Source organism: Microlunatus spumicola, assembly GCF_039536445.1.
Lineage (GTDB): Bacteria > Actinomycetota > Actinomycetes > Propionibacteriales > Propionibacteriaceae > Microlunatus > Microlunatus spumicola.
In genome coordinates this window covers 243,892-264,008 of record NZ_BAAAYR010000002.1, presented here as the reverse complement: position 1 = coordinate 264,008, position 20,117 = coordinate 243,892, and the positions used below count along the sequence as shown (strand labels likewise).

Here is a 20,117-nt window from a genome sequence, read left to right as displayed (position 1 = left end):
GGCTGTTGATCTTCGCTCCGGGCCTGCAGATCGGTGATCACCTGCCTCTTCCCAAGGGCTCCGGGCCCTGCCAGGATGCGGGGCACCGTCCGCCCCACCGGAACTGGAGCCCTCCGTGAAGAAGCCCGCCGCCGCCGCCATGGCCGCCCTGGCCGTCGCCGCGCTCGTCGCCCCGACCGTGCCCGCCGCCGCCGCCGACCCCGTCGACTCGAGCAAGCTGCGCGAGGCGGTGACGGTGAACGGGATCCTGCAGCACGAACGGGCGCTGTACGCGATCGCGGCCAAGAACGAGGGCAACCGGGCCTCGGGCACGAAGGGCTACGACGAGTCCGTGAAGTACGTGACCAAGAAGCTCAAGAAGGCCGGGCTCAAGGTCAAGACGCAGTCGTTCGAGTTCCCGCTCTACACCGAGCTCGCGCCGGCCACCCTCAGCGAGGTCAGCCCGACGGCCGGCGAGCTCGAGACGGCGACCGTCGACTACTCCGGCAGCGGCGACGTCACCGGGACCCTGGCCGTCGCCGGCGGGACGGTGCTGCCGCCCACCCCCGAGCCCTCCAGCGCCTCGGGCTGCGCGGCCGACGACTTCACGACCGCGCCGAGCACGCCCGCCGTGGCGCTGGTGCAGCGCGGCACCTGCGACTTCGCGGTCAAGGTCGCGAACGCGACGGCGGCCGGCTACGACGCCGTGATCATCTTCAACGAGGGCCAGCCGGGTCGCGACGAGCTGCTGACCGGGGTCACCCTGGGCGGGCCCGTCGAGGTCCCCGTCGTCGGGGTCAGCTTCGCGACCGGGAACGCGCTCGTTGCGGAGGCCGGGGACGGTCCCGTGAGTGTCCGCGTCACCACGTCGACCCGGTCCGAGACCCTCAAGACCAAGAACATCCTCGCGGACACCCCGAAGGGGAAGACCGGCACCACGGTCGTCGTCGGCGCCCACCTGGACTCGGTCCTCGAGGGGCCCGGGATCAACGACAACGGCAGCGGGAGCTCCACGATCCTGGAGATCGCCGAGCAGATGAAGAAGCTCGGCTACACCAAGAAGGGCAAGCTGCAGCGCCAGGTGCGCTTCGCCTTCTGGGGCGCCGAGGAGGAGGGCCTGCTCGGCTCGGAGCACTACGTCAGCTCGCTGTCGCCCGAGAAGCTCTCGACGATCTACGCCAACCTCAACTTCGACATGGTGGGCTCGCCCAACTACGTACGGTTCGTCTACGACGGCGACGGCTCCGACACCCCGGACGCCGGCCCGGCCGGCTCGGCGGGCATCGAGAAGATCTTCACCGACTACTTCGCCGGGCAGGAGCTGGCGACAGCGCCGACCGCGTTCGACGGCCGGTCGGACTACGGGCCGTTCATCGCGGCGGGCATCCCGGCCGGCGGGCTCTTCAGCGGCGCCGAGGGGATCAAGACCGAGGACGAGGCCAAGATCTTCGGCGGCACCGCGGACGCGCCGTACGACGCCTGCTACCACGCCGCCTGCGACGACGTCACGAACCTGAACGAGAAGGCCCTCTACGAGCTCGGAGACGCGGCGGCGCACGCCACCTTCGTGCTGGCGACGTCGAAGACGGGTATCTACCCCGACGGCAGCCGGGTGGCGAACCCGGGTCAGCGCTCCGCGAAGGCCGGCACCGCCGCGCTGCCGTACAAGGGCAATTACGCCGTCCGCTGACCGGGCGGCCTCGACGGGAGGCACGCGATGAGGGCGATCTGGACCGGAGCGATCACGTTCGGCCTGGTGAACGTGCCGGTCAAGCTCTACAGCGCGACCCAGGACCACGACGTGAGCCTCCACCAGGTGCACGACGCCGACGGCGGGCGCATCCGCTACGAGCGGAAGTGCGAGGTCTGCGGCAAGGTCGTCGCCTACGCCGACATCGACAAGGCGTACGAGGAGGGCGGCTCCACCGTCGTCCTCACCGACGAGGACCTGAAGTCGCTGCCGGTCGAGCGCAGCCGGGAGATCGAGGTCGTGGAGTTCGTGCCGACCGAGCAGATCGACCCGGTGCGCTTCGACCGCAGCTACTTCCTCGAGCCGGACGCCAACGCGGCGAAGGCGTACGCGCTGCTGCTGGAGACGCTGAAGGAGACCGACCGGACCGCGGTGGTGCAGTTCTCGCTGCGCCAGAAGACGCGGCTCGGCGCGCTCCGGTCGTACGGCGACGTGATGATGCTGCAGTCGCTGCTGTGGGACGACGAGGTGCGCGAGGCCGACTTCGACGCGGTGAAGAAGCCGCCGAAGGTGTCGGACAACGAGAAGAAGATGGCGTCGTCGCTGGTCGAGAACATGTCGAGCGACTTCGACCCGGCGTCGTTCACCGACGACTACCAGGAGCAGCTGCGGACGCTCGTCGCCGCCAAGCTCGAGCAGGGCGACGCCCTCGACACCGCGGCCACGTTCGGCGAGGAGGAGGGCGAGGCGCCGGAGAAGGGCCAGGTGATCGACCTCGTCGAGGCCCTGCGTCGCAGCGTCGAGGCCAACCGGCAGAAGCGCGCGGGTTCGTCGTCGTCCTCCGCCAAGGACACGAAGGACGAGCCCGACAAGAAGACCGCGGCGAAGAAGAGCACGGCCAAGAAGAAGGCCCCCGCGAAGAAGGCTGCCGCCAAGAAGGCCCCGGCCAAGAAGTCGGCCTGACCGGGCCCACGTCCCGTCCCGCCTAGATTGGACGCATGGGAATCGGGACGGGCGTCGTGCTGATCGTGCTCGGCGCGATCCTCGAGTTCGCGTGGACGGGCAACATCCCGTACGTCGACGATGACGTCCTCGGCACCATCCTGATGGTCGCCGGCGTTCTGACCATCGTCCTGGTGATCATCGTGAACGCCCAGCGCAGCCGGACCAAGAACGTTCAGGAGACCCGCTACCGCGGTCAGTGAGCCGCACGCTCACCCCTCGCGCGGGTGCCCTCGCGCGCCCGCCCCACCGGCCCCAGGACTTTCACGTAAACGTGAAAGTCCGCGGTGACCACGGAAGTCTGATGCCTTGCACGGCAGATCTGCCGTGGTGAGTACCGGTCTTTCACGTTTACGTGAAAGTCCTGAGGTTCGTACGCCCCGCCCGGCACCTGACGCACGCCCTGCCGACCGCCACGTACGCCGTGGCCGGAGCCGCGTACGACTCAGCGGAAGATGTGCGGCAGGACGAGGAGCATGCCGGTCGACCAGGTGACATGGGTCAGGATCGGGGCGAGGACGCCGCCGCCGGCGCGGCGCTGGAGGCCGGTGACGAGGCCGAGGATCACGGCGGCGAAGACGAGGACGGGGTTGCCGCCGGCCACGGTGGCGAGGGCGTAGAGGCCGGTCGAGATCAGGACCGGGTGGCGCCGCCCGATGGCGGCGAAGAGCGCGCCGCGGAAGAACAGCTCCTCGGCGACGCCGTTGACCAGGGTGACGAGGACGACCAGCCAGAGGCTGCCGGCCTTCGCGTAGCCGAGCACGTCGTTGGTGAACCGGGCGAGCGGCGGGATCTCGCGGGTGATCAGGCCCCCGACGACGAAGACGGCGGCGAGCAGCAGCCCCACGACGATCGGCGTCACGATCGGGCGGCGGGTGCGGCTGCGGAACACGATGTGCCCGAGGTGCAGCGGCCCGGAGGCGAGGCTGCCGACGACCCAGGTCGCGGCGAGGGCGAACGTCAGGGGGTAGAAGGACGGGTCGCCGGGCTCGGTGGAGAAGGACAGGCCGAGCAGCGTCGCACCGACCACGATGGTCACGGCGACGACGATGCGCCGCCTCAGGAACTGCGCGTCCGTCTGCAGGTGGTCCCGCTCGACGCGGTCGATCAGGACGGGACGGACGACCTCCACGGCCCGTTCGGCGAGGCGTGCGCGACGACTGGCGGCACGGGCCTCGCGGGCCTCCGTGCTCCTGCTGGCCACCCGCGCCTCAGTCGGCGGACGACTCGGCGAGGGCCTGCTCGCGTTCGGCCATCGCGGCGCGCACGGCGTCGTCGTAGCCGAGCAGACGCCGGGGGACGACCCGGGTGATGGCGTCGTCGGTGACCACGACCTCGTTGCTCATCGAGTCGATGAGGTTCCGGGCCGTCTCGGTGTCGACGTCGGTGACGAAGGCGAGCCAGTGCGACGACAGCCGCGGGGTGAGCAGCGGCACCGCGAGCATCGGCAGCGGCCGGTTCTTGATCACCATCGAGGCCCGCTGCATCATCTGCTTGTACGTGAGCACCTCCGGGCCGCCGATCTCGAAGGTCCGGCCCTCCGCCTCCGACGGCTCCAGGACCCCGACGAGGTAGGCGACGGCGTCGGCCAGCGCGATCGGCTGGGTCCGCGTGGTCGTCCAGTGCGGGACGACCATGGCCGGCAGGTGGTCGACGAGCTGCCGGGTGATCTCCCAGGAGATGCCGCCGTGGCCGATGACGATCGCCGCCCGCAGGACGGTGACGGGGACGCCGTCCTCGCCGAGCAGGTGCTCGACCTCGCGCCGCGAACGCAGGTGCGGCGAGAGGTCCTGGTCCTCGCGGCCGAGACCGCCGAGGTAGACGATGCGGCGCACGCCGGCCGCCTTCGCCGCCCGGCTGAAGTCGCGCGCCGCCTCGGCGTCGGCCGCCTCGAAGTCCTCGCGGTCGAGGGAGTGCACGAGGTAGTAGGCCGCGTCCGCCCCGTCCAGCGCCGGGCCGAGGCTGTCGGCGTCGGAGACGTCGCCGTAGACGGGGTCGCCCGCGCCGTCGTACGTGTCGGGGTGCCGCGTCATCGCGCGGACGCTGTGGCCGGCCTCGACCAGCGCCTGGCACAGGTGGGAGCCCACGAAGCCCGAGGCTCCGGTGACCGTGACCGTCAGCGGCACGTCGTGCTCCTTCTTCTCGGCCGGGCTCCTGCGAGCGTACGGTCCGTCAGGAGTTGTTCGCCCCGGCCTCGACCGCACGATGCGCCGCGGACGCCCGGATCCGCAGCGAACCGGGGTCGACGTCGGCCACGAGGACCCGCCCCTCGCCCTCGACGTCGCCGTCCAGCTCGTACGCGTCCTTCTCCTGCAGGTGGATCTCGACGTGCCTGCCGGACCAGACGCGCACGTGGTCGTCCTTGCGCGGGCGCCGGGTGACGAGCCGGAGCAGCGCCTTGAACCAGTGGCTGGGCCGTGACGGAAAGGCCACGTAGAGGTAGAGCAGGCCGTCGTCGGGCTGCGCGCCGGGGATCAGCTTGAGGTTGCCGGTCAGCTCGCCGCAGTTGCCGATCAGGGTGATGATCGCCTTGCGCTTGTGGGTGTGGCCGTCGATCGTCACCCGGACGGGGACGGGCAGCCGGCCCAGCGCCTTGCCGGCCGCGATGAAGTAGGCGCCCGGCCCGATGAACTTCTTCAGCCGGTCGTCGACGTTGTCCATGATCATCGCGTCGATGCCGGTGCCCGCCATCACGGCGAACCGGTCGGGCTCGCCGCCGTCGACGGTCAGGACCACGGTGTCGATGCGGCGCTCGTCCGACCCGAGGGCCACGTCGAGCGCCCCGGCCACGTCGAGCGGGAGCCCGAGGTTGCGGGCCAGCAGGTTGCCCGTGCCGGCCGGGATGATCGCCATGGCCACGTCGGTGCCCGCGAGCCCGGCCGCGACCACCCGGATCGTGCCGTCGCCGCCGGCGGCGATCACGAGGTCGACCCCCGCCTCGACGGCCTCCTTCGTCATCGCCCGGCCCGGGTCGTCGGCGCTGGTCTCGAGCCAGAGGGGTTCGGCGTAGCCGGCCTCGGCCAGGCGCTGCCGCACGAGCTCTGCGCCCCGTTCGTCCAGCTTCGTGGGGTTGGCCACGACGGCGCAGCGGGTCTCGATCATGGGCGAAGGATATGGGGCTGACACCATCTCTACGGTGGGTTCCATGGACGCCGCCGAGGTCGCCGAGGTGCTGACGCCGCGGCTGCGGCTGCGATGCTGGACCGACGCCGACCGCCCGGCCTTCGCCGCCCTGAACGCCGATCCCGAGGTCATGGCGCACCTGGCGGGCGTGCTCGACCGGGCCGGGAGCGACGCGCTGATGGACGCCCTGCGGACCGGCTGGGCGGAGCGCGGCGTGGACCTGTGGGCGGTCGAACGGCGCTCCGACGGAACCCTCCTGGGCTGGGCGGGCCTCCACCCGATGCCCCCCGGGACGCCCGGCGCGGGGGAGTGGGAGGTCGGCTGGCGCCTCGCCCGCTCCGCCTGGGGCCACGGCTACGCGACGGAGGCGGCCACCGAGGCGGTGCGCGTCGCGCGCGGGCTGGGCCTGCCGCGGCTCTGGTCGATGACCGTCCCCGCGAACGTCCGCTCCCTCGCCGTCATGCGTCGCCTCGGCATGGTCGAGCACGGGCGGTTCGCGCACCCGCGGTTCCCCGAGGGGCACCGGCTGCGCGACACCGTGGCGTACGTGCTCCCGCTGGCCTGACCCCCGTCGTCGCCGGGCCCGCCGCGGGCCTCAGCCCGCGTCGGCGCGCAACGCCTCCTCGGCCTCCTCGGCGGCCGCGCGACGGCTGCGGACCTCCTCGCGGGCCGCGCGGGCGGCCGTGCCCGCCTCCCGCTCCGCGTCCTCCGCGTGCGCGAGCTCCTCCTTGAGCCGATCGACCTCCTCGGCCCGGCGGTCGGCCTCCTCGGTCGCCCGGTCCGCCGCCTCCTGCGCCTCGTCGAGGGCCTCGCGGGCCTGGTCCCGGGCCTGCTCCAGCGCGGCGCGGCGTTCCGCGGCCTCCCGGCGTACGCGCTCCGCCTCCTCGTCCTCGGCACTCGGGCCGGACGCCTTGCCCTTGTCCTTGGAGGACCTGCCCTTCCCGGCGGGCATCGACGCCGCCAGGAGCGCGGCGAGGTCCCCGCCGCCGTCGGAGGGTGCCGCGCCTGGCTCGGCCGGCCCCCCGAACCCGCCGTAGACCGCCGCACCGGCGAGCCGCGCGCCCCGCACCTGCTCCGCGACGCCGGGGTCGCCGAGCCCGGCCTGCAGGGTCTGGGCCACCTCGTTGAGGGTCGCCTCGGTCGGAGGGTGCCCGGCCTCGCGCCCGAGCGTGGTGCCGCGGCGGACGAGGGCGTCGATCGCCTTGCGCCGGCGGGCCGAGAGCTCCCGCAGCGTCGCCCCGTCCCTCTGGTCCTGGGCCGCCCGCAGCGCGTCGCCGAGGTCGAGCAGCGACCCGACGGCGTCGGGGTCGTCGCGGGCGAGGAGGTTCACGAGCCAGGCCGTCCGGGTCGGCTTGCGCAGCGCGCCGATCGCGGCGGCCAGCGGCCGGTCCTTGGCCGCCCGCGCCTGCTTGACCCGCGCGGTCCGTGCCGCCACGAAGTCCTCGGGAGCCAGGGCGTAGAGCTCCGTGGCCGCGTCCTCGAGGTCCGTCATGGCTGCCGGAAGGCGCCTAGCGCGGGGAGGGCAGCCGGGGGACGGTGAGCGGGACGACCGGCTCCGGGTGGCGCAGGATCACGTTGTCGATGAGGCGCACCGCGCCGACCTTTGCCGCGACCACGAGCAGGACGTCGCCCGGGTGGTCGCTGGCCACCTCGGCGAACGTCTCCGGGTTGACCGCCGCGAGGTAGTCGAGCTCGAAGCCCGGCTCCAGGCTGGCCTCGTCGAGCACCGCCCAGGCGGCGTCGAGGGCGCCCGCCAGGGTCGGCTGCGCGGCCGCCCCCTCGAGCGCGCCGACCAGGCTCAGCGCCAGGCCGCGGTCGGCGGGGGAGAGGAAGACGTTGCGGCTCGACAGCGCGAGCCCGTCCGGCTCCCGCACGGTCGGGGCGCCGACGACGCGGACGTCGAGGTTGAGGTCGACGGCCATCCGGGACACGCACGCCAGCTGCTGCGCGTCCTTGCGGCCGAAGACCGCGACCTGGGGGCGTACGAGGTTGAAGAGCTTGAGCACGACGGTCAGGACGCCGTCGAAGTGGCCGGGACGCGCGGACCCCTCGAGCACGGTGCCCATCGTCCCGGCGCTCACGCTGACCTGGCGACCCGGCGGGTAGAGATCACCGACCGACGGCACGAAGACGAGGTCCACGCCGAGCTCGGCGCACCGGTCGAGGTCGGCCTCCAGCGGGCGCGGGTAGCGGGCGTAGTCCTCGCCCGGGCCGAACTGCAGCGGGTTGACGAAGATGCTCACCACCACGGTGTCGCTCTGCGCCCGCGCCTGCTCGATCAGCGAGGCGTGCCCGGCGTGCAGGGCCCCCATGGTCGCGACGAAGCCCACCCGGTTCCCGGCCGGCACCTCGGCGCGGAGCCCGACGAGCTCGGCGATGCTGCGCGCGACCTTCATGCGCGGGCGGGTGCCGGCGGTTCGGTCGGGACGACCGGGCCGTCGGCGGGCGTGGTGGCAGGGACGGAGGCGGCGGCGGGGACGGAGGGGTCGCCGAAGGTGTGCTCGGCGGCCGGGAACACGCCGCTCGACACCTCCTCGACGTAGGTCGCGGCGGCCTGCTCGAGGATCTGGCCGAGCTGGGCGTACTGCTTGACGAAGCGCGCCATCGTGCCCTGGCGCAGCCCCATCGCGTCCTGCCAGACGAGCACCTGGGCGTCGCAGCCCGGCCCGGCGCCGATGCCGACCGTGGGGATGTCGAGCTCGGCGGTGACCTGGGCGGCGAGGTCGCCCGGGACCATCTCCATGACCACCGCGAACGCCCCCGCGTCGGCCACGGCGCGCGCGTCGGCCAGCAGCTGCTCGGCGCCGGTCCCGCGGCCCTGCACGCGGTAGCCGCCGAGCTGGTGCTCGCTCTGCGGGGTGAAGCCGATGTGGGCCATGACCGGGATGCCGGCGCCCGTCACCTTGCGGATCTGCTCGGCGACGCGGACGCCGCCCTCGAACTTCACCGCGTGGCAGCCGCCCTCCTTCATGAACCGGATGGAGGTCTCCAGCGCCTGGGAGGGGCCGTCCTCGTACGAGCCGAAGGGCAGGTCGCCGACGACGAAGGCCCGCCGGGTGGACCGGGCGACGGCGCGCACGAGCGGCAGCAGCTCGTCGACGGTCACCGGCAGCGTGGTGTCGTAGCCGAAGACGTTGTTGGCGGCGGAGTCGCCGACGAGCAGCGCCCAGACGCCCGCCGCGTCGAAGATCGAGGCGGTGTACTGGTCGTAGCTGGTGAGCATCGCCCAGCGGCGGCCCTCCCGCTTGGCGCGCGCGAAGTCGGTCAACCGGATCCGTCGCGCCTCCGTCGGGGCGTGGTCTCCGGCAGCGTCGGTCATCCTTCGAGCCTACCGGCGGGGGCCGGCCCGTCGTCGGCCGCGAGACCCCAGCACGACCACCGCTCCCAGGTCGTCGTCCGTACGAACCGACGGGGTCAACCCGGCCGCCGCCATCGCCTCCTGCGCGGCGTCGATCTGGCGCTCGCTGGTCTCCACCAGCAGCGTTCCGCCCGGAGCGAGCCAGGCGGGCGCCTCCGCGGCCACCCGGCGCAGCACCTCGAGCCCGTCCACGCCGCCGTCCAGCGCGAAGGCCGGCTCGTGCTCCCGGGCCTCCCGCGGCATCAGCGCGAGCGCGTCGGTGGGCACGTACGGGACGTTCGCGGTGAGGACGTCGACGCGGTCCCGGAGGTCGGCGGGCAGCCCGGCGAAGAGGTCGCTCTCCAGCACGCGGGCGCCGGGCAGGTTCCGTCGGGCGCAGCGGACGGCGACGGGATCGACGTCGGCGGCCGTGATCTCGACGTCCGTCCCGGCCGCGCGCAACCCGTGCGCCACGGCGGCACCGACGGCCCCCGAGCCGCAGCACAGGTCCAGCAGCACGACCGGGCCGTGGTCGTCCGGCCACGCCGGCTCGAGAGCGACGGCGGTGGCGACCATGAGCTCCGTACGCCGCCGCGGCACGAACACGCCCGGTTCGACCGCCACCCGGACCCCGGCGAGCGCGGCCCAGCCGAGCACCTGCTCCAGCGGGAGCCCGCCCGCGCGGGCCGTGGCGAGCCGGTCGACCTCGGTGGCACCCCCGCCGACGGCCTCGGCCTGCTCGAGGATCAGCGCGGCTTCCTCCTCGGCGAACACGCAGCCCGCGGCCCGCAGCCGGAGGACCAGCGGCGCGAAGCCGGCGGCCTCCTCGGATCCCGCTGCGCCCTCGGGCCCGGCGGGGATCACAGGTGGGAGAGGACGATCGCCGAACGCGTCCGGCTCACGCCCGGGTAGGTCCGGATGTGCCCGAGCACCTTCTCGAAGTGGCCGGCGTCCCGCGCGCGCACCATGAGGATGCCGTCGGACTCCCCGGTGACGGTCCAGGCCTGGACGACCTCCGGGATCGTCTTGACCATCTCGGCCATCCGGTCCGGCGGGACCCGGCCCTCGCAGTACAGCTCGACGAAGGCCTCGATCGTCCACCCGAGCGCGGCCGGGGCGATCTCGGCCGTGAAGCGCTGGATCGCGCCGTCCTGCCGGAGCCGGTCGACGCGCCGTTTCGTGGCCGCCGTGCTCAGCCCGATCCGGAGACCCAGGGTCGAGTAGCTCTCCCGGCCGTTCTCGCCGAGAGCCGCAAGGATCTTGCGGTCGATGTCATCAATACGCAACGTTCTCCCCCAGAGTTCGCACGTCATGCTACGGCTGTTGCGGCTCGACCGAAATACCCTGGACACGTGACGACCACCGTGCCGAGCCGGCCGCAGACCCCGCAGCGGCGGGTCTCGCCGCGGCACTTCCTGATGTGCCCGCCGACCTTCTTCGACGTCACCTACGCCATCAACCCGTGGATGGACCCGCGCGTCCCCGTCGACCGCGACCGCGCGCACGCGCAGTGGTCCCACCTTGTCGCCGCGTACGAGCGCGCCGGACACCGGGTCGACCTGCTGGAGCCGGTGCCGGGTCTTCCGGACCTGGTCTTCGCCGCGAACGGCGCGACCGTGGTCGACGGGCGGACGCTGCTCGCGCGGTTCGCGACGCCGCAGCGCGCGGCCGAGGCGGCGGTGCACCGGGCGTGGCACGAACGTTCCGGGGTGCTCTACGGCGGGCGCGGCCTGGCCGAGCCCGTGGCCGTCAACGAGGCGGAGGGTGACTTCGCGGTGCTGGGTTCCGTGGTGCTCGCCGGCCACGGCTTCCGGACGAGCGTCGCCGCGCACGCCGAGCTCGCCGCTCTGACCGGCCGGGAGGTCGTGAGCCTGGAGCTGGTCGACCCGCGGTTCTACCACCTCGACGTCGCCCTCGGTGTCCTCGACGCCGCGGCCGACCAGGTCGCCTACTTCCCCGGAGCCTTCAGCGCCGCCGCCCAGGCGGTGCTCGCGGAGCGCTTCCCCGACGCCGTGCTCGCCGACGCCGAGGACGCCTTCGCCTTCGGCCTCAACCTCGTCGGCGACGGCCGCCACGTCTTCATGCCCACCGGCGCCCCGCACCTGCGCGACGCCCTCGAGGCCCGGGGCTACGTGCCCGTCGAGATCGACACGTCGGAGCTGGTCCTCGGCGGCGGCAGCGTCAAGTGCTGCACGCAGGAGATCCGCCCGACGCCCAGCACGCCCGGAGCCACCTCAGAAGGAGACCCACGATGACCCTCCTGGACCACCCCGTCCTCGACACCCCTGCCCTCGATGGCCCCGGGCCGTCGGGCGAGGCCGGCGCGCTGCTGGCGGCCGAGGCCGAGCACGTCGCGCACAACTACCACCCGCTCGAGGTCGTCGTGGCCCGCGGCGAGGGCGCGGTGCTCACCGACGTCGACGGCGTCGAGTACCTGGACTTCCTCGCCGCGTACTCCGCCACCAACTTCGGCCACGGCCACCCGCGGCTGCTGGCCGCCGCCCGCGCCCAGCTCGACCGCGTCACGCTCACCTCGCGCGCCTTCCACCACGACCAGCTGGCCCCCTTCGCCACGGCGCTCGCCGCGCTCGTCGGCAAGGAGATGGTGCTGCCGATGAACACGGGCGCCGAGGCCGTCGAGTCGGGCATCAAGGTCGCCCGCAAGTGGGGCTACCGGGTCAAGGGCGTGCCGGCCGGCCGGGCGCAGATCATCGTGGCCGGCGGCAACTTCCACGGCCGCACGACGACGATCATCAGCTTCTCGGACGACCCCGACGCGCGCGACGACTTCGGACCGTACACGCCCGGCTTCGTCACCGTCCCGTACGGCGACCTCGACGCCCTGCGCGCGGCGATCACCGACGACACGGTGGCCGTCCTGCTCGAGCCGATCCAGGGCGAGGCCGGCGTGCGCCTCCCGCCGCCCGGCTACCTGGCCGGGGTTCGCGAGGTGACCCGCGAGCAGAACGTCCTCTTCATCGCCGACGAGATCCAGTCCGGGCTCGGGCGTACGGGGCGCACCCTCGCCTGCCAGCACGAGGGCGTCGTTCCCGACGTCTACCTGCTCGGCAAGGCGCTCGGCGGCGGCATCGTGCCCGTCTCGGCCGTCGTCGCGGACGCGGACGTCCTCGGCGTGCTGCAGCCGGGCCAGCACGGCAGCACGTTCGGCGGGAATCCGCTCGCCTGCGCCGTGGGCCACGAGGTCGTCGCGATGCTGGCCACGGGCGAGCTCCAGGAGCGCGCCCTGCGGCTCGGCGACCACCTGCGGGAGCGGCTGGAGAGCCTCGTCGGGCACGGCGTCGTCGCCGTCCGCGTCCGCGGACTGTGGGCCGGGATCGACGTCGACCCCGCGCTCGGCACCGGCCGCGACGTCTGCGAGGCCCTCGCCCGCCGCCACGTCCTGGCCAAGGACACCCACGGCTCGACCATCCGCCTCGCCCCGCCGCTGGTGATCACCCAGGCCCAGCTCGACGCCGGCCTCGACGCCCTCGAGGCGGTGCTGCGGGAGCTGGCCGCCTGAGCGACGTGCTCGAGCGGTCTGGTTCGCCCTAGGGCTTCGCGGCCCCTGGGTTGAAGGACAAAGGCGCAGCAACGGGGAGCGGGCTCGTACGCGAGTGCGCGCTCCCGCACCAGGGGGCGGCGTGTCGGGGTGCGGGAGCGCACACCTGCGGCCGCCACCCCACCCCTGGTTGCGCGAGTGGCGCCAACCGGTAGGCGCACGCGGCGTGTCGCGTGTCGGGTGGCGCCACTCACGCGCACGGTGGGCGCCCGGACGCACTCGAGGGTTCTGGGCGCTTCAGGGCTTCGCGGCTTCAGGGTTCGAGGACACAGGCGCAGCAACGGGGAGCGGGCTCGTACGCGAGTGCGCGCGCCCGCACGCGGGGGCGGCGTGTCGAGGTGCGGGAGCGCACACCTACGGCCGCCACCCCACCCCTGGTTGCGCGAGTGGCGCCAACCGGTACGCGCACGAGGCGTGTTGCGTGTCGAGTGGCGCCACTCGCGCACCCCGACTGCTCGGGCGCTGCCCCGGCTCGCGTCTGGACGTACGCGAGCGTCAGAAGCGGCGGCTGATGAACCCCACCACACGGTTCCGGAGCGGCTTGTGGGAGTCGCGGCGAACCTGGAGGCGGCGCCAGGTGTAGGCGGCGAGGACGCCGACGGCGACGCCCGGGACGGAGAAGTCCTGCACCGTCGGGGGCGTACGGCGGCTGAGGAGCTGCGAGGCGCCGACGATCGAGGCGGAGGCGAGCAGGCCGTCGATGAGCTTGTCGATCACCTCGTCGGGGTCGTGGACCTTGACGTCGACCTGGGCGCCCTCGCGGCGCAGCCGTACGGCCAGGCCGGCGAGCTCGTCGGGGAGCGGGCCGAGGAGACGCTCCCAGCTGCGCAGCGTGCGACGGGCCTGCTTGAGCAGGGCGGCCGGCTTGTAGCGGTCGGCCAGCATCTGCGTCAGGTACGGCCGGAGCATGTCGTCGAGCGGGACGGTGCTGCCGAGCTGGAGCCCGAGGCCCTGCAGGCGCAGCAGCACGCGCAGCGGCATGAGCAGGTCGGACGGGAACGTCAGGTGGTCCGCCCGGATCAGGATCAGGAGGTTCTCCAGCGCCGGGCCGAGGTCCTGCTCGCTCACGCCGCCGCCGAGCCAGCGCTGCATCCACTCCTCGACGTCGCCCTGGACGACGTCCTCGTCCACCTCCACCGAGGCCCGGGTGACGGCCATCAGGGCGTGGGTGAAGTCGGACGCGTCGCGCTCGGAGATGGCGAGCAGCAGCGCCTGGAAGTCGAGACGGCGGCTCGGCGTCAGGTAGCCGACGTCGCCGAAGTCGAGGATCGCGAGGTGCCCCGCGTCGGGGATCAGGAAGTTGCCGGGGTGCGGGTCGGCGTGGAACATGCCGTCGCGGAAGATCATCGCCAGGAACACGTCGCTGGTCCGCTGGACGAACCGTTCGACGGTCCAGCCGGAGGCCTCGAGGTGCTCGCGGGTGTCCACCGGACCGCCGTAGATCCGGGTCATCGTCAGCACCCGGGACGTGGACAGCTCGGGGTAGGCGTGCGGGACGACGATGTCCGGCTCGACCGCGAGGTTGGCGCCGATCTGCTGCAGGCTGGCCAGCTCGTCGGTGAAGTCCACCGCGCCGCTCATCAGGTCGCTGAACTCGTCGACGATGGCCACGGGGTTGTAGCGGGCCAGGCCGGGGTCGAGGGACTCGACGGACCGGGAGAGCACCTTCATCAGCTCGATGTCGCCCTTGACCTTGCGGTCGGCGTCGTGGTGCAGGACCTTGACGACGACCTCGGTGCCGTCGTGCAGCGTCGCCGCGTGCACCTGGGCCACGGAACCCGAGGCCAGCGGCTCGTCGGAGAACGAGGCGAACACGACGGCGACCGGGTGCCCGAGCTCGGTCTCGACGGTGGCGCTCGCCAGCCCGGGGGCGTCGGCGGGGACGGTGCTCTGCAGCCCCTTGAGCGCCTCCGCGATGTCGGCGCCGACGAGGTCGGCCCGCAGGCTCAGCATCTGCCCGAGCTTGACCCAGGTGGTGCCGAGCTCGGCCAGTGCGGCGCGCAGCCGCTCGCCGGTCGTCATCGCCACCAGCTCGGGGTCGGCCAGCCCGGCGATCCGGAGCCCGGCCCGGTGGAACGGGATCCGCGACGGCTCGTCGCCGGTGGCCGCGCCGAAGACCGAGGCCAGCTGCGTGAACCCGTACCGGGCGAACACGTCGACGATCTCGACGACGCGACGGCGCTGGTGGATCAGCACCCCGCCGATGTCACTCATCTGGCTCCCCGCCTCGGGCGCCTGGGTGGCACACGTACGCGTCCGACCCTAACAACGTCCTCCGCGCCACCCGGCGGCCTCAGGGCTGCGGGTCGTGCGCGTCGTAGTCCCAGAAGCGCCGCTGCAGGGCGATCACCACGACGAGCACGACGACGCAGAGGAGGCCGCCGCCGAGCGCGGCCCAGGCCTCGCCCACCCGGTCCGCCGCCGTACCGAGCACGAGGTCGCCGAGCCGCGGGCCGCCGGCGACGACCACGATGAACACGCCCTGCAGCCGCCCGCGCATGGCGTCCGGGGTCGCGGCCTGCAGGATCGTCTGGCGGAACACGGAGCTGACCGCGTCCGCACCACCGGCCAGCGCCAGGAACACGAAGGACAGCACCAGCGCGGGGACGACCACGTCCGCGGGCGAGGTCGGCCCGACGCCGAGCAGCACGAGGCCGAACGCGGCGACCGCCAGCCCGAAGACGACGATCGAGCCGACGATGACCCGGCCCTGGTGCCGCACCCGGACGAGGCCGCCGGACAGCAGGCCGGCGAGCACGGCGCCGACCGCGAACGCGGCGCTGAGCTCGCCCGTCGTGGCCGCGCCGCCGCCGAGCCAGAGCACCCCGACGGCCGGGAGGAGCACCCGCGGCATGGCCAGGATCATGGCCGTGAGGTCGACCAGGAAGGTCATCCGGACGTTCGGGCGGGTGGCGAGGTAGCGCAGCCCCTCGAGCACGGACGCGAGCCCGCGCTTCGTGGGCGCGCCCTCGACGGCCTCGACGGGCGGCAGGTCCGGCAGCCGCCACAGCGCCCAGAGCGCCGCGCTGAAGAGCACGACGTCGACCGTGTACGCCAGCCCGAAGTCCCCGCCCGCGACCAGGAACGCGCCGAGCAGCGGTCCGACGACGAAGGCGATGTTCCAGGAGACGGTCTGCAGGACGTTCGCGGCGGGCAGCAGCGCCGGCTCGACGAGGCGCGGGATGATCGCGGACCGGGCCGGGTTGTTCACGGCGAACCCGGCCGACTGCAGCGCGACGAGCGCGTAGAGCAGCACGACCGAGTCGAGGTGCAGCCAGGCCTGCAGGGCGAGCAGCCCGGAGACGACCCACAGCCCGATCGAGGCCACGAGGGCGACCTTGCGCCGGTCGTACACGTCGACGAGCGCTCCGCCGTAGAGGCCGAGCAGGACCAGGGGCACGAGCGCGCAGACGCCGAGCACGCCGACGGAGAAGGTGGAGCCGGTGATCGCGTAGACCTGCAGGCCCACGGCGGTGACCGTGAACTGGGTGCCGAGGTTCGAGACGCTCAGCCCGAGCCAGAGCCGACGGTAGGCGGGTGCGCTGCGGAGGGGGGTCAGGTCCAGCAGCACAGCCATAGCGCGGCTAACCTACTCGACCCGCCGCGGTGACGCGGACGACGACCGGAGCCACGCGGTCCGCGGTGCCGGGGCCCCGCGGTGGGAGAGTGTCGCCGTGGCAACCGAGGAGCTCCCAGCGGCCCGCCAGCTCGTGACCACCTGGTGGGTCCCGGAGCAGTACGCGGGTCAGACGACCGCGACCCTGCGCCGGGTCGGCGAGCAGGTGCAGCGCAGCGGCCGGCCCGTGGACCTGCTGACCTTCAGCGCCCTGCAGGACAGCGCCGAGATCACCGAACGGCTCACCCGCCGCGGCAGCCTGCCCGAGGGCGTGACCGTACGGACGCTGTTCAGCGACCTGCGCGCCTGGGACGCCGAGGGTGTCCTGACCGAGCGCCTCGCGACGCTCCCGCACACCCCGCCCGCGGCCGACACCGGCGTGCCGACGGTGGAGGAGGAGGGCAGCCGCTGGTGCCTGCGGACGTACGACGAGCACCGCGAGCTCGTGCACTCGCAGATGTTCCGCGCCGACGGGAGCCTCCTGGCCCGCGACTTCCCGGTCGAGGTCGACGGGGAGAAGAAGCGCTACCAGCAGTTCTTCGGCCCCGACGGCGTTCCGACCGTCCTGGCCGGCAGCACGTGGGACGTCTACTACCTCTGGCTCGACCACCTCGTCGGCGACGGGCCGGCGGTGGTCGTCAACGAGTCGAAGAGCACGGCGCGCTTCCTCTCGCGCTACCGCAACCCGCGGGCCACGACGATCCACGTCTTCCACGAGTCGCACCTCGCGGACGCGTCGAACCCCTACCTCGGCGACCTCTACGTCGCGCACCGCCGGATCATCCCGCACCTGGACCGCTTCGACGCGGTCGTGTTCCTCACCGGCAAGCAGCGCCGCGACGTCGCGGAACGGTTCGGTGACGCCCCGAACCTCCACGCCGTCCCGAACGCCGGTCCGCCGGTCGTGCCCGAGCCCGCGCAGCCCCGGTCGCTGCTGTCCCGGCTCCGGCCCGGTCCCGACCGCCCGGAGCGCGGCGTCGTCGTCGCGACCCTCAAGCCGCTCAAGCGGATCGAGCACGCGGTCGAGGCCGTCGCGCTGGTGCAGGCCCGGGGCGGGCGCGCCCCCGACTTCGGGCTGGACGTCTACGGCAAGGACGCCGGGAGCCTCGCCTCGATCGAGGCGACGGTCGCCGCGACCGGGAGCGCCGGGCAGGTGGTGCTGCACGGCTACGCGCCCGGCGCGGCCCGGCACTTCGCGGCCGCGTCCTTCTCGCTGATGACGTCCACCACCGAGGGCCAGTCGCTCGTCCTGCTCGAGAGCATGGCGGCCGGCTGCGTGCCCATCGCGTACGACATCCGCTACGGCCCCGACGAGCTGCTGGTCGACGGCGAGACCGGCTTCCTCGTGCCGGGCGGCGACGTGTCGGCCCTGGCCGACACGATCGACCGCTTCCTCGCGCTGCCGCCCCGCCGGGTCCGGCAGCTGCGCGACAACGCGCGCGAGCGGCTCTCGGCCTTCACCGACGCCGAGGTGTTCCGTCGGTGGGTCGAGGTGCAGCGGGCCGCCGTGGCCGGCCGCGCCCGGCGGCTCAGCCTCACGTCGCTGCGCGTGCCGACCTTCGAGGTGGGCACCGCGGACGGCCGGTTCGCCCTCGGGGCCGAGGCGACGGTCACGTGGGACGTCGAGACCTGGACCGACCCGACGCCGCCGCCCGCCCCGACGGCGCGGTGGCTGCTCGTGGGCCGGGACAGCGGCCGGCCCTGGCGTCAGCCGCTGACGGTCGACGCGACCACGGGTCCGGAGGGTGCGACGCTACGTCTGGACGGGGCGCTCGACCCGCTGGCGGTGACCGTCGGCGAGCGGGTCGCCGACGTCTACCTCGAGGTGACGGCCGGCTCCTCCGTACGCCGGCTGCGCCTCAACGGGCCCAGCGGGGTCGAGCTCTCGGGCGGCCAGCTCTACTCCACCGCCCACGGGAACGTCAGCCTCCGCAAGCGGTAGCGCCGGGCGAGGCCTCCCGGCCCGGCGCTCCCGGCGTCAGGAGATCTTCTTGCTGCCCGAGGTCGTCGAGCCGGTGACGTAGCCGTAGCGCTTGGCGGTCACGGTGATCGTGATCTTCTTGCCCTTGTCGGCCTTGCCCAGCTTGTAGGTCTTCTTGGTCGCGCCCTTGATGGCCGCGCCGTTGCGCTTCCACTGGTAGCTCAGCGACGCGCGGGTCGTCGGGTAGGAGCCGGCGAGCCACGCCGTGGCGTGCACGCTCAGCGTCTTGCCGACCTTGCCGCTGCCGTTGATGTAGGCCTTGTAGGACTTCCGGAACGGCTGGTTGTCGAGGACGACCTTGACGCCCAGGTCCTTGCGCACCTCGAGCTGCACGCTCTCGGTCTTGAAGCCGTCGCCCGAGTAGATGGCCCGGATCCAGTAGGTGCCGTTGCCGAGGCCCTCGAGGGAGAACTCGCCCTCGTCGTCCTTGCCGGCCGAGCTGCGGGTCAGGGAGATGACGTCGCGCTCGTCGCCGTTCGCGGCGATCGCGGTGAGGTCGACGTCGCGGATCGGGTCGCCGCCGGTCGTGACGACCTTGCCCTTGACCTCGTGGCCGTCCTTGATCTCGACGTCGGGGGCGTTCGTGGTCTTGCCGAGCTCGACCTTGATCGTCGAGGCCGCGTCGAACGTCCAGCCGCCGTCGCTGCCCGACCGGGCCCAGGCGGAGGCCTTGTTCCCGCCGCCGGTGTACTGCAGCTGGACCTTGTAGTTGCCGGGCCGGACGTTCAGCGAGTACTTGTTGTCCGAACCCACCGTCACGGCCTCGGCCATGTCGCCGGAGGTCGTGTACGCGGTGGCGGTCAGGTCGCTGCCGGTGACGCCGGAGATCGAGCCGCTGATCGTCCCGCGGGGCACGATCGACTTGGCGGTGACGAGGGCGCTCGACTCCGTCAGGCGCTTGCCGTCGGCGTCGACCAGGTAGACGATCGCGAAGTAGGTGGTGTCGTTCCGGAGACCGGTCAGCTTGCCCGAGGTGCCCGTGAACTCGCCGGACGTCTTCTGGTGGTCGGTCTGCGCGTAGTTGTACGCGTACGAGACCTTGTACGCCGAGTCCTTCGGGGCGCCGGCGACGCCGGTCCAGTCGAGCCCCACCGAGGTCGGGCTCTGGCTCGTGACCTTGAGGCCGTCCGGGGTGGCCAGCTTGTACTTGGTGGTGGCCTGGATGACCTCGAGCGAGTCCTCGCTCAGTCGCACCTCGTCGGTGCTCCCGGCGGCGGGCTGCACCACGTACGCGCGGATGTAGTAGGTCGTCGAGGCCTTGAGGCCGGTCAGGTTGACCGAGCTGGTCGTCGTCGTGAAGTACTTCGTCGGGTTGCCCTTGGAGTACACGCGGACGGTGTAGCCCGGTGCGCCGCTGACGGCCTTCCAGGAGACGGTCATGCTGTCGCGGTCGACCTTGCTGCGGAACAGGTCGCCCGGCTCGTCGAACTTGTACGTCGCCTTCGCCTCGGTCGCCGCGCTGTAGGTACCGACCTTGCCCTTGTCCGAGACGTCCGCGACGCGGACGAAGTAGGTCTTGCCGGTCGACAGGCCCGTGAGCGTCGTGTCGCTCTTCGTGATGGCCGGGTCGCCCTTGGCGGGCAGCGTGGTGGTGCCGCTGCCGAAGCTCTTGCTCGTAGAGTACTGCACGCGGTAGCCCGCCGCGCCCTTGACGTCGGTCCAGTCCACCTTGAGGGCCGTGCCCGTGGTGGTGTCCGCAGCGACCTTCGGCTTGGTCACGTCGGCCGTCGCGGTGCTGGTCGTGAGACCGGTGCCGACCAGGGCGATCGCGACCAGTGCTCCGAGGCTCGTCCGCACCTTCTTGACGGTGGTGCCGTCCGCGCTCGTCAC

Annotated in this window: 18 protein-coding genes; 7 read left to right on the top strand and 11 right to left on the bottom strand. The window is 73.0% G+C overall.

Annotation, left to right across the window (positions count from 1 at the left end):
- The first annotated feature begins 115 nt into the window (after window positions 1-115).
- From ABD665_RS10210 to ABD665_RS10200, 3 genes are read left to right on the top strand one after another with little or no spacing between them, the layout of a single operon-like run.
- Window positions 116-1,669, top strand: a complete 1,554-nt coding sequence (locus ABD665_RS10210) for a M28 family peptidase (protein ID WP_204910756.1) — start codon at window positions 116-118, stop codon at window positions 1,667-1,669.
- A 27-nt stretch (window positions 1,670-1,696) separates the two neighbouring features.
- Entirely contained in the window at window positions 1,697-2,632 is a 936-nt protein-coding gene (ku, locus tag ABD665_RS10205; RefSeq protein WP_204910757.1) for a non-homologous end joining protein Ku, read from the top strand.
- 35 nt (window positions 2,633-2,667) lie between these two features.
- A complete protein-coding gene (locus ABD665_RS10200) occupies window positions 2,668-2,874 on the top strand; it encodes a DUF6458 family protein (protein WP_204910758.1) in 207 nt (68 codons plus the stop codon).
- A 242-nt stretch (window positions 2,875-3,116) separates the two neighbouring features.
- Here the strand turns inward: ABD665_RS10200 and ABD665_RS10195 are convergent, their stop codons facing one another.
- The 3 genes from ABD665_RS10195 to ABD665_RS10185 are packed head-to-tail and all read right to left on the bottom strand — an operon-like array spanning window position 3,117 to window position 5,773.
- Window positions 3,117-3,875: a CPBP family intramembrane glutamic endopeptidase gene (locus ABD665_RS10195; protein ID WP_344742185.1), complete on the bottom strand. Its 759-nt coding sequence runs from the start codon at window positions 3,873-3,875 to the stop codon at window positions 3,117-3,119.
- A 7-nt stretch (window positions 3,876-3,882) separates the two neighbouring features.
- On the bottom strand, window positions 3,883-4,797 hold the full coding sequence (locus tag ABD665_RS10190; RefSeq protein WP_344742183.1) for an NAD(P)H-binding protein: 915 nt from the start codon (window positions 4,795-4,797) through the stop codon (window positions 3,883-3,885).
- Window positions 4,798-4,843: 46 nt separating this feature from the next.
- Window positions 4,844-5,773 (bottom strand): diacylglycerol kinase family protein, encoded by a 930-nt coding sequence (locus ABD665_RS10185; protein WP_204910759.1) that lies wholly within the window; start codon window positions 5,771-5,773, stop codon window positions 4,844-4,846.
- Between the two features lie 43 nt (window positions 5,774-5,816).
- On the opposite strand from ABD665_RS10185, the gene ABD665_RS10180 reads away from it, so the two are divergent.
- Window positions 5,817-6,359 carry a GNAT family N-acetyltransferase gene (locus ABD665_RS10180; protein WP_204910760.1) on the top strand — a complete coding sequence of 181 codons (543 nt, stop codon included), beginning with the start codon at window positions 5,817-5,819 and terminating at the stop codon, window positions 6,357-6,359.
- A gap of 30 nt (window positions 6,360-6,389) precedes the next feature.
- On the opposite strand, the gene ABD665_RS10175 is transcribed toward ABD665_RS10180, so the two are convergent.
- Genes ABD665_RS10175 through ABD665_RS10155 form a run of 5 tightly spaced genes read right to left on the bottom strand, consistent with a single transcriptional unit; the run spans window position 6,390 to window position 10,417 of the window.
- On the bottom strand, window positions 6,390-7,286 hold the full coding sequence (locus ABD665_RS10175) for a hypothetical protein (protein WP_204910761.1): 897 nt from the start codon (window positions 7,284-7,286) through the stop codon (window positions 6,390-6,392).
- A 16-nt stretch (window positions 7,287-7,302) separates the two neighbouring features.
- A complete protein-coding gene (gene panC / locus ABD665_RS10170) occupies window positions 7,303-8,190 on the bottom strand; it encodes a pantoate--beta-alanine ligase (protein ID WP_204910762.1) in 888 nt (295 codons plus the stop codon).
- The gene (gene panB, locus ABD665_RS10165; protein ID WP_204910763.1) at window positions 8,187-9,113 is read right to left on the bottom strand and encodes a 3-methyl-2-oxobutanoate hydroxymethyltransferase; all 927 of its coding nucleotides are present in this window, start codon (window positions 9,111-9,113) and stop codon (window positions 8,187-8,189) included. Before panB ends, panC begins: the two co-directional genes overlap by 4 nt.
- A 9-nt stretch (window positions 9,114-9,122) precedes the next feature.
- A complete protein-coding gene (locus ABD665_RS10160) occupies window positions 9,123-9,995 on the bottom strand; it encodes a putative protein N(5)-glutamine methyltransferase (protein ID WP_344742179.1) in 873 nt (290 codons plus the stop codon).
- Window positions 9,992-10,417 carry an Lrp/AsnC ligand binding domain-containing protein gene (locus ABD665_RS10155; protein ID WP_204910764.1) on the bottom strand — a complete coding sequence of 142 codons (426 nt, stop codon included), beginning with the start codon at window positions 10,415-10,417 and terminating at the stop codon, window positions 9,992-9,994. The genes ABD665_RS10160 and ABD665_RS10155 overlap by 4 nt, the downstream gene beginning before the upstream one ends.
- Before the next feature lie 66 nt (window positions 10,418-10,483).
- Here ABD665_RS10155 and ddaH point away from each other — a divergent pair, with 66 nt between their 5' ends.
- Together ddaH and rocD are read left to right on the top strand one after the other, a co-directional pair.
- Entirely contained in the window at window positions 10,484-11,386 is a 903-nt protein-coding gene (gene ddaH, locus ABD665_RS10150; RefSeq protein ID WP_344742176.1) for a dimethylargininase, read from the top strand.
- Window positions 11,383-12,651, top strand: coding sequence for an ornithine--oxo-acid transaminase (gene rocD / locus ABD665_RS10145; RefSeq protein ID WP_204910765.1), 1,269 nt, complete (start codon window positions 11,383-11,385; stop codon window positions 12,649-12,651). Before ddaH ends, rocD begins: the two co-directional genes overlap by 4 nt.
- Before the next feature lie 534 nt (window positions 12,652-13,185).
- Here rocD and ABD665_RS10140 read toward each other — a convergent pair.
- On the bottom strand, window positions 13,186-14,904 hold the full coding sequence (locus ABD665_RS10140) for an AarF/UbiB family protein (RefSeq protein ID WP_204910766.1): 1,719 nt from the start codon (window positions 14,902-14,904) through the stop codon (window positions 13,186-13,188).
- A 79-nt stretch (window positions 14,905-14,983) separates the two neighbouring features.
- Complete coding sequence (locus ABD665_RS10135; RefSeq protein WP_204910767.1) at window positions 14,984-16,267, bottom strand: MFS transporter; 1,284 nt, start codon at window positions 16,265-16,267, stop codon at window positions 14,984-14,986.
- A gap of 97 nt (window positions 16,268-16,364) precedes the next feature.
- Here ABD665_RS10135 and ABD665_RS10130 point away from each other — a divergent pair, with 97 nt between their 5' ends.
- Complete coding sequence (locus ABD665_RS10130; protein WP_204910768.1) at window positions 16,365-18,248, top strand: glycosyltransferase; 1,884 nt, start codon at window positions 16,365-16,367, stop codon at window positions 18,246-18,248.
- A gap of 36 nt (window positions 18,249-18,284) precedes the next feature.
- Here the strand turns inward: ABD665_RS10130 and ABD665_RS10125 are convergent, their stop codons facing one another.
- On the bottom strand, window positions 18,285-20,117 hold the full coding sequence (locus tag ABD665_RS10125) for a fibronectin type III domain-containing protein (protein ID WP_344742170.1): 1,833 nt from the start codon (window positions 20,115-20,117) through the stop codon (window positions 18,285-18,287).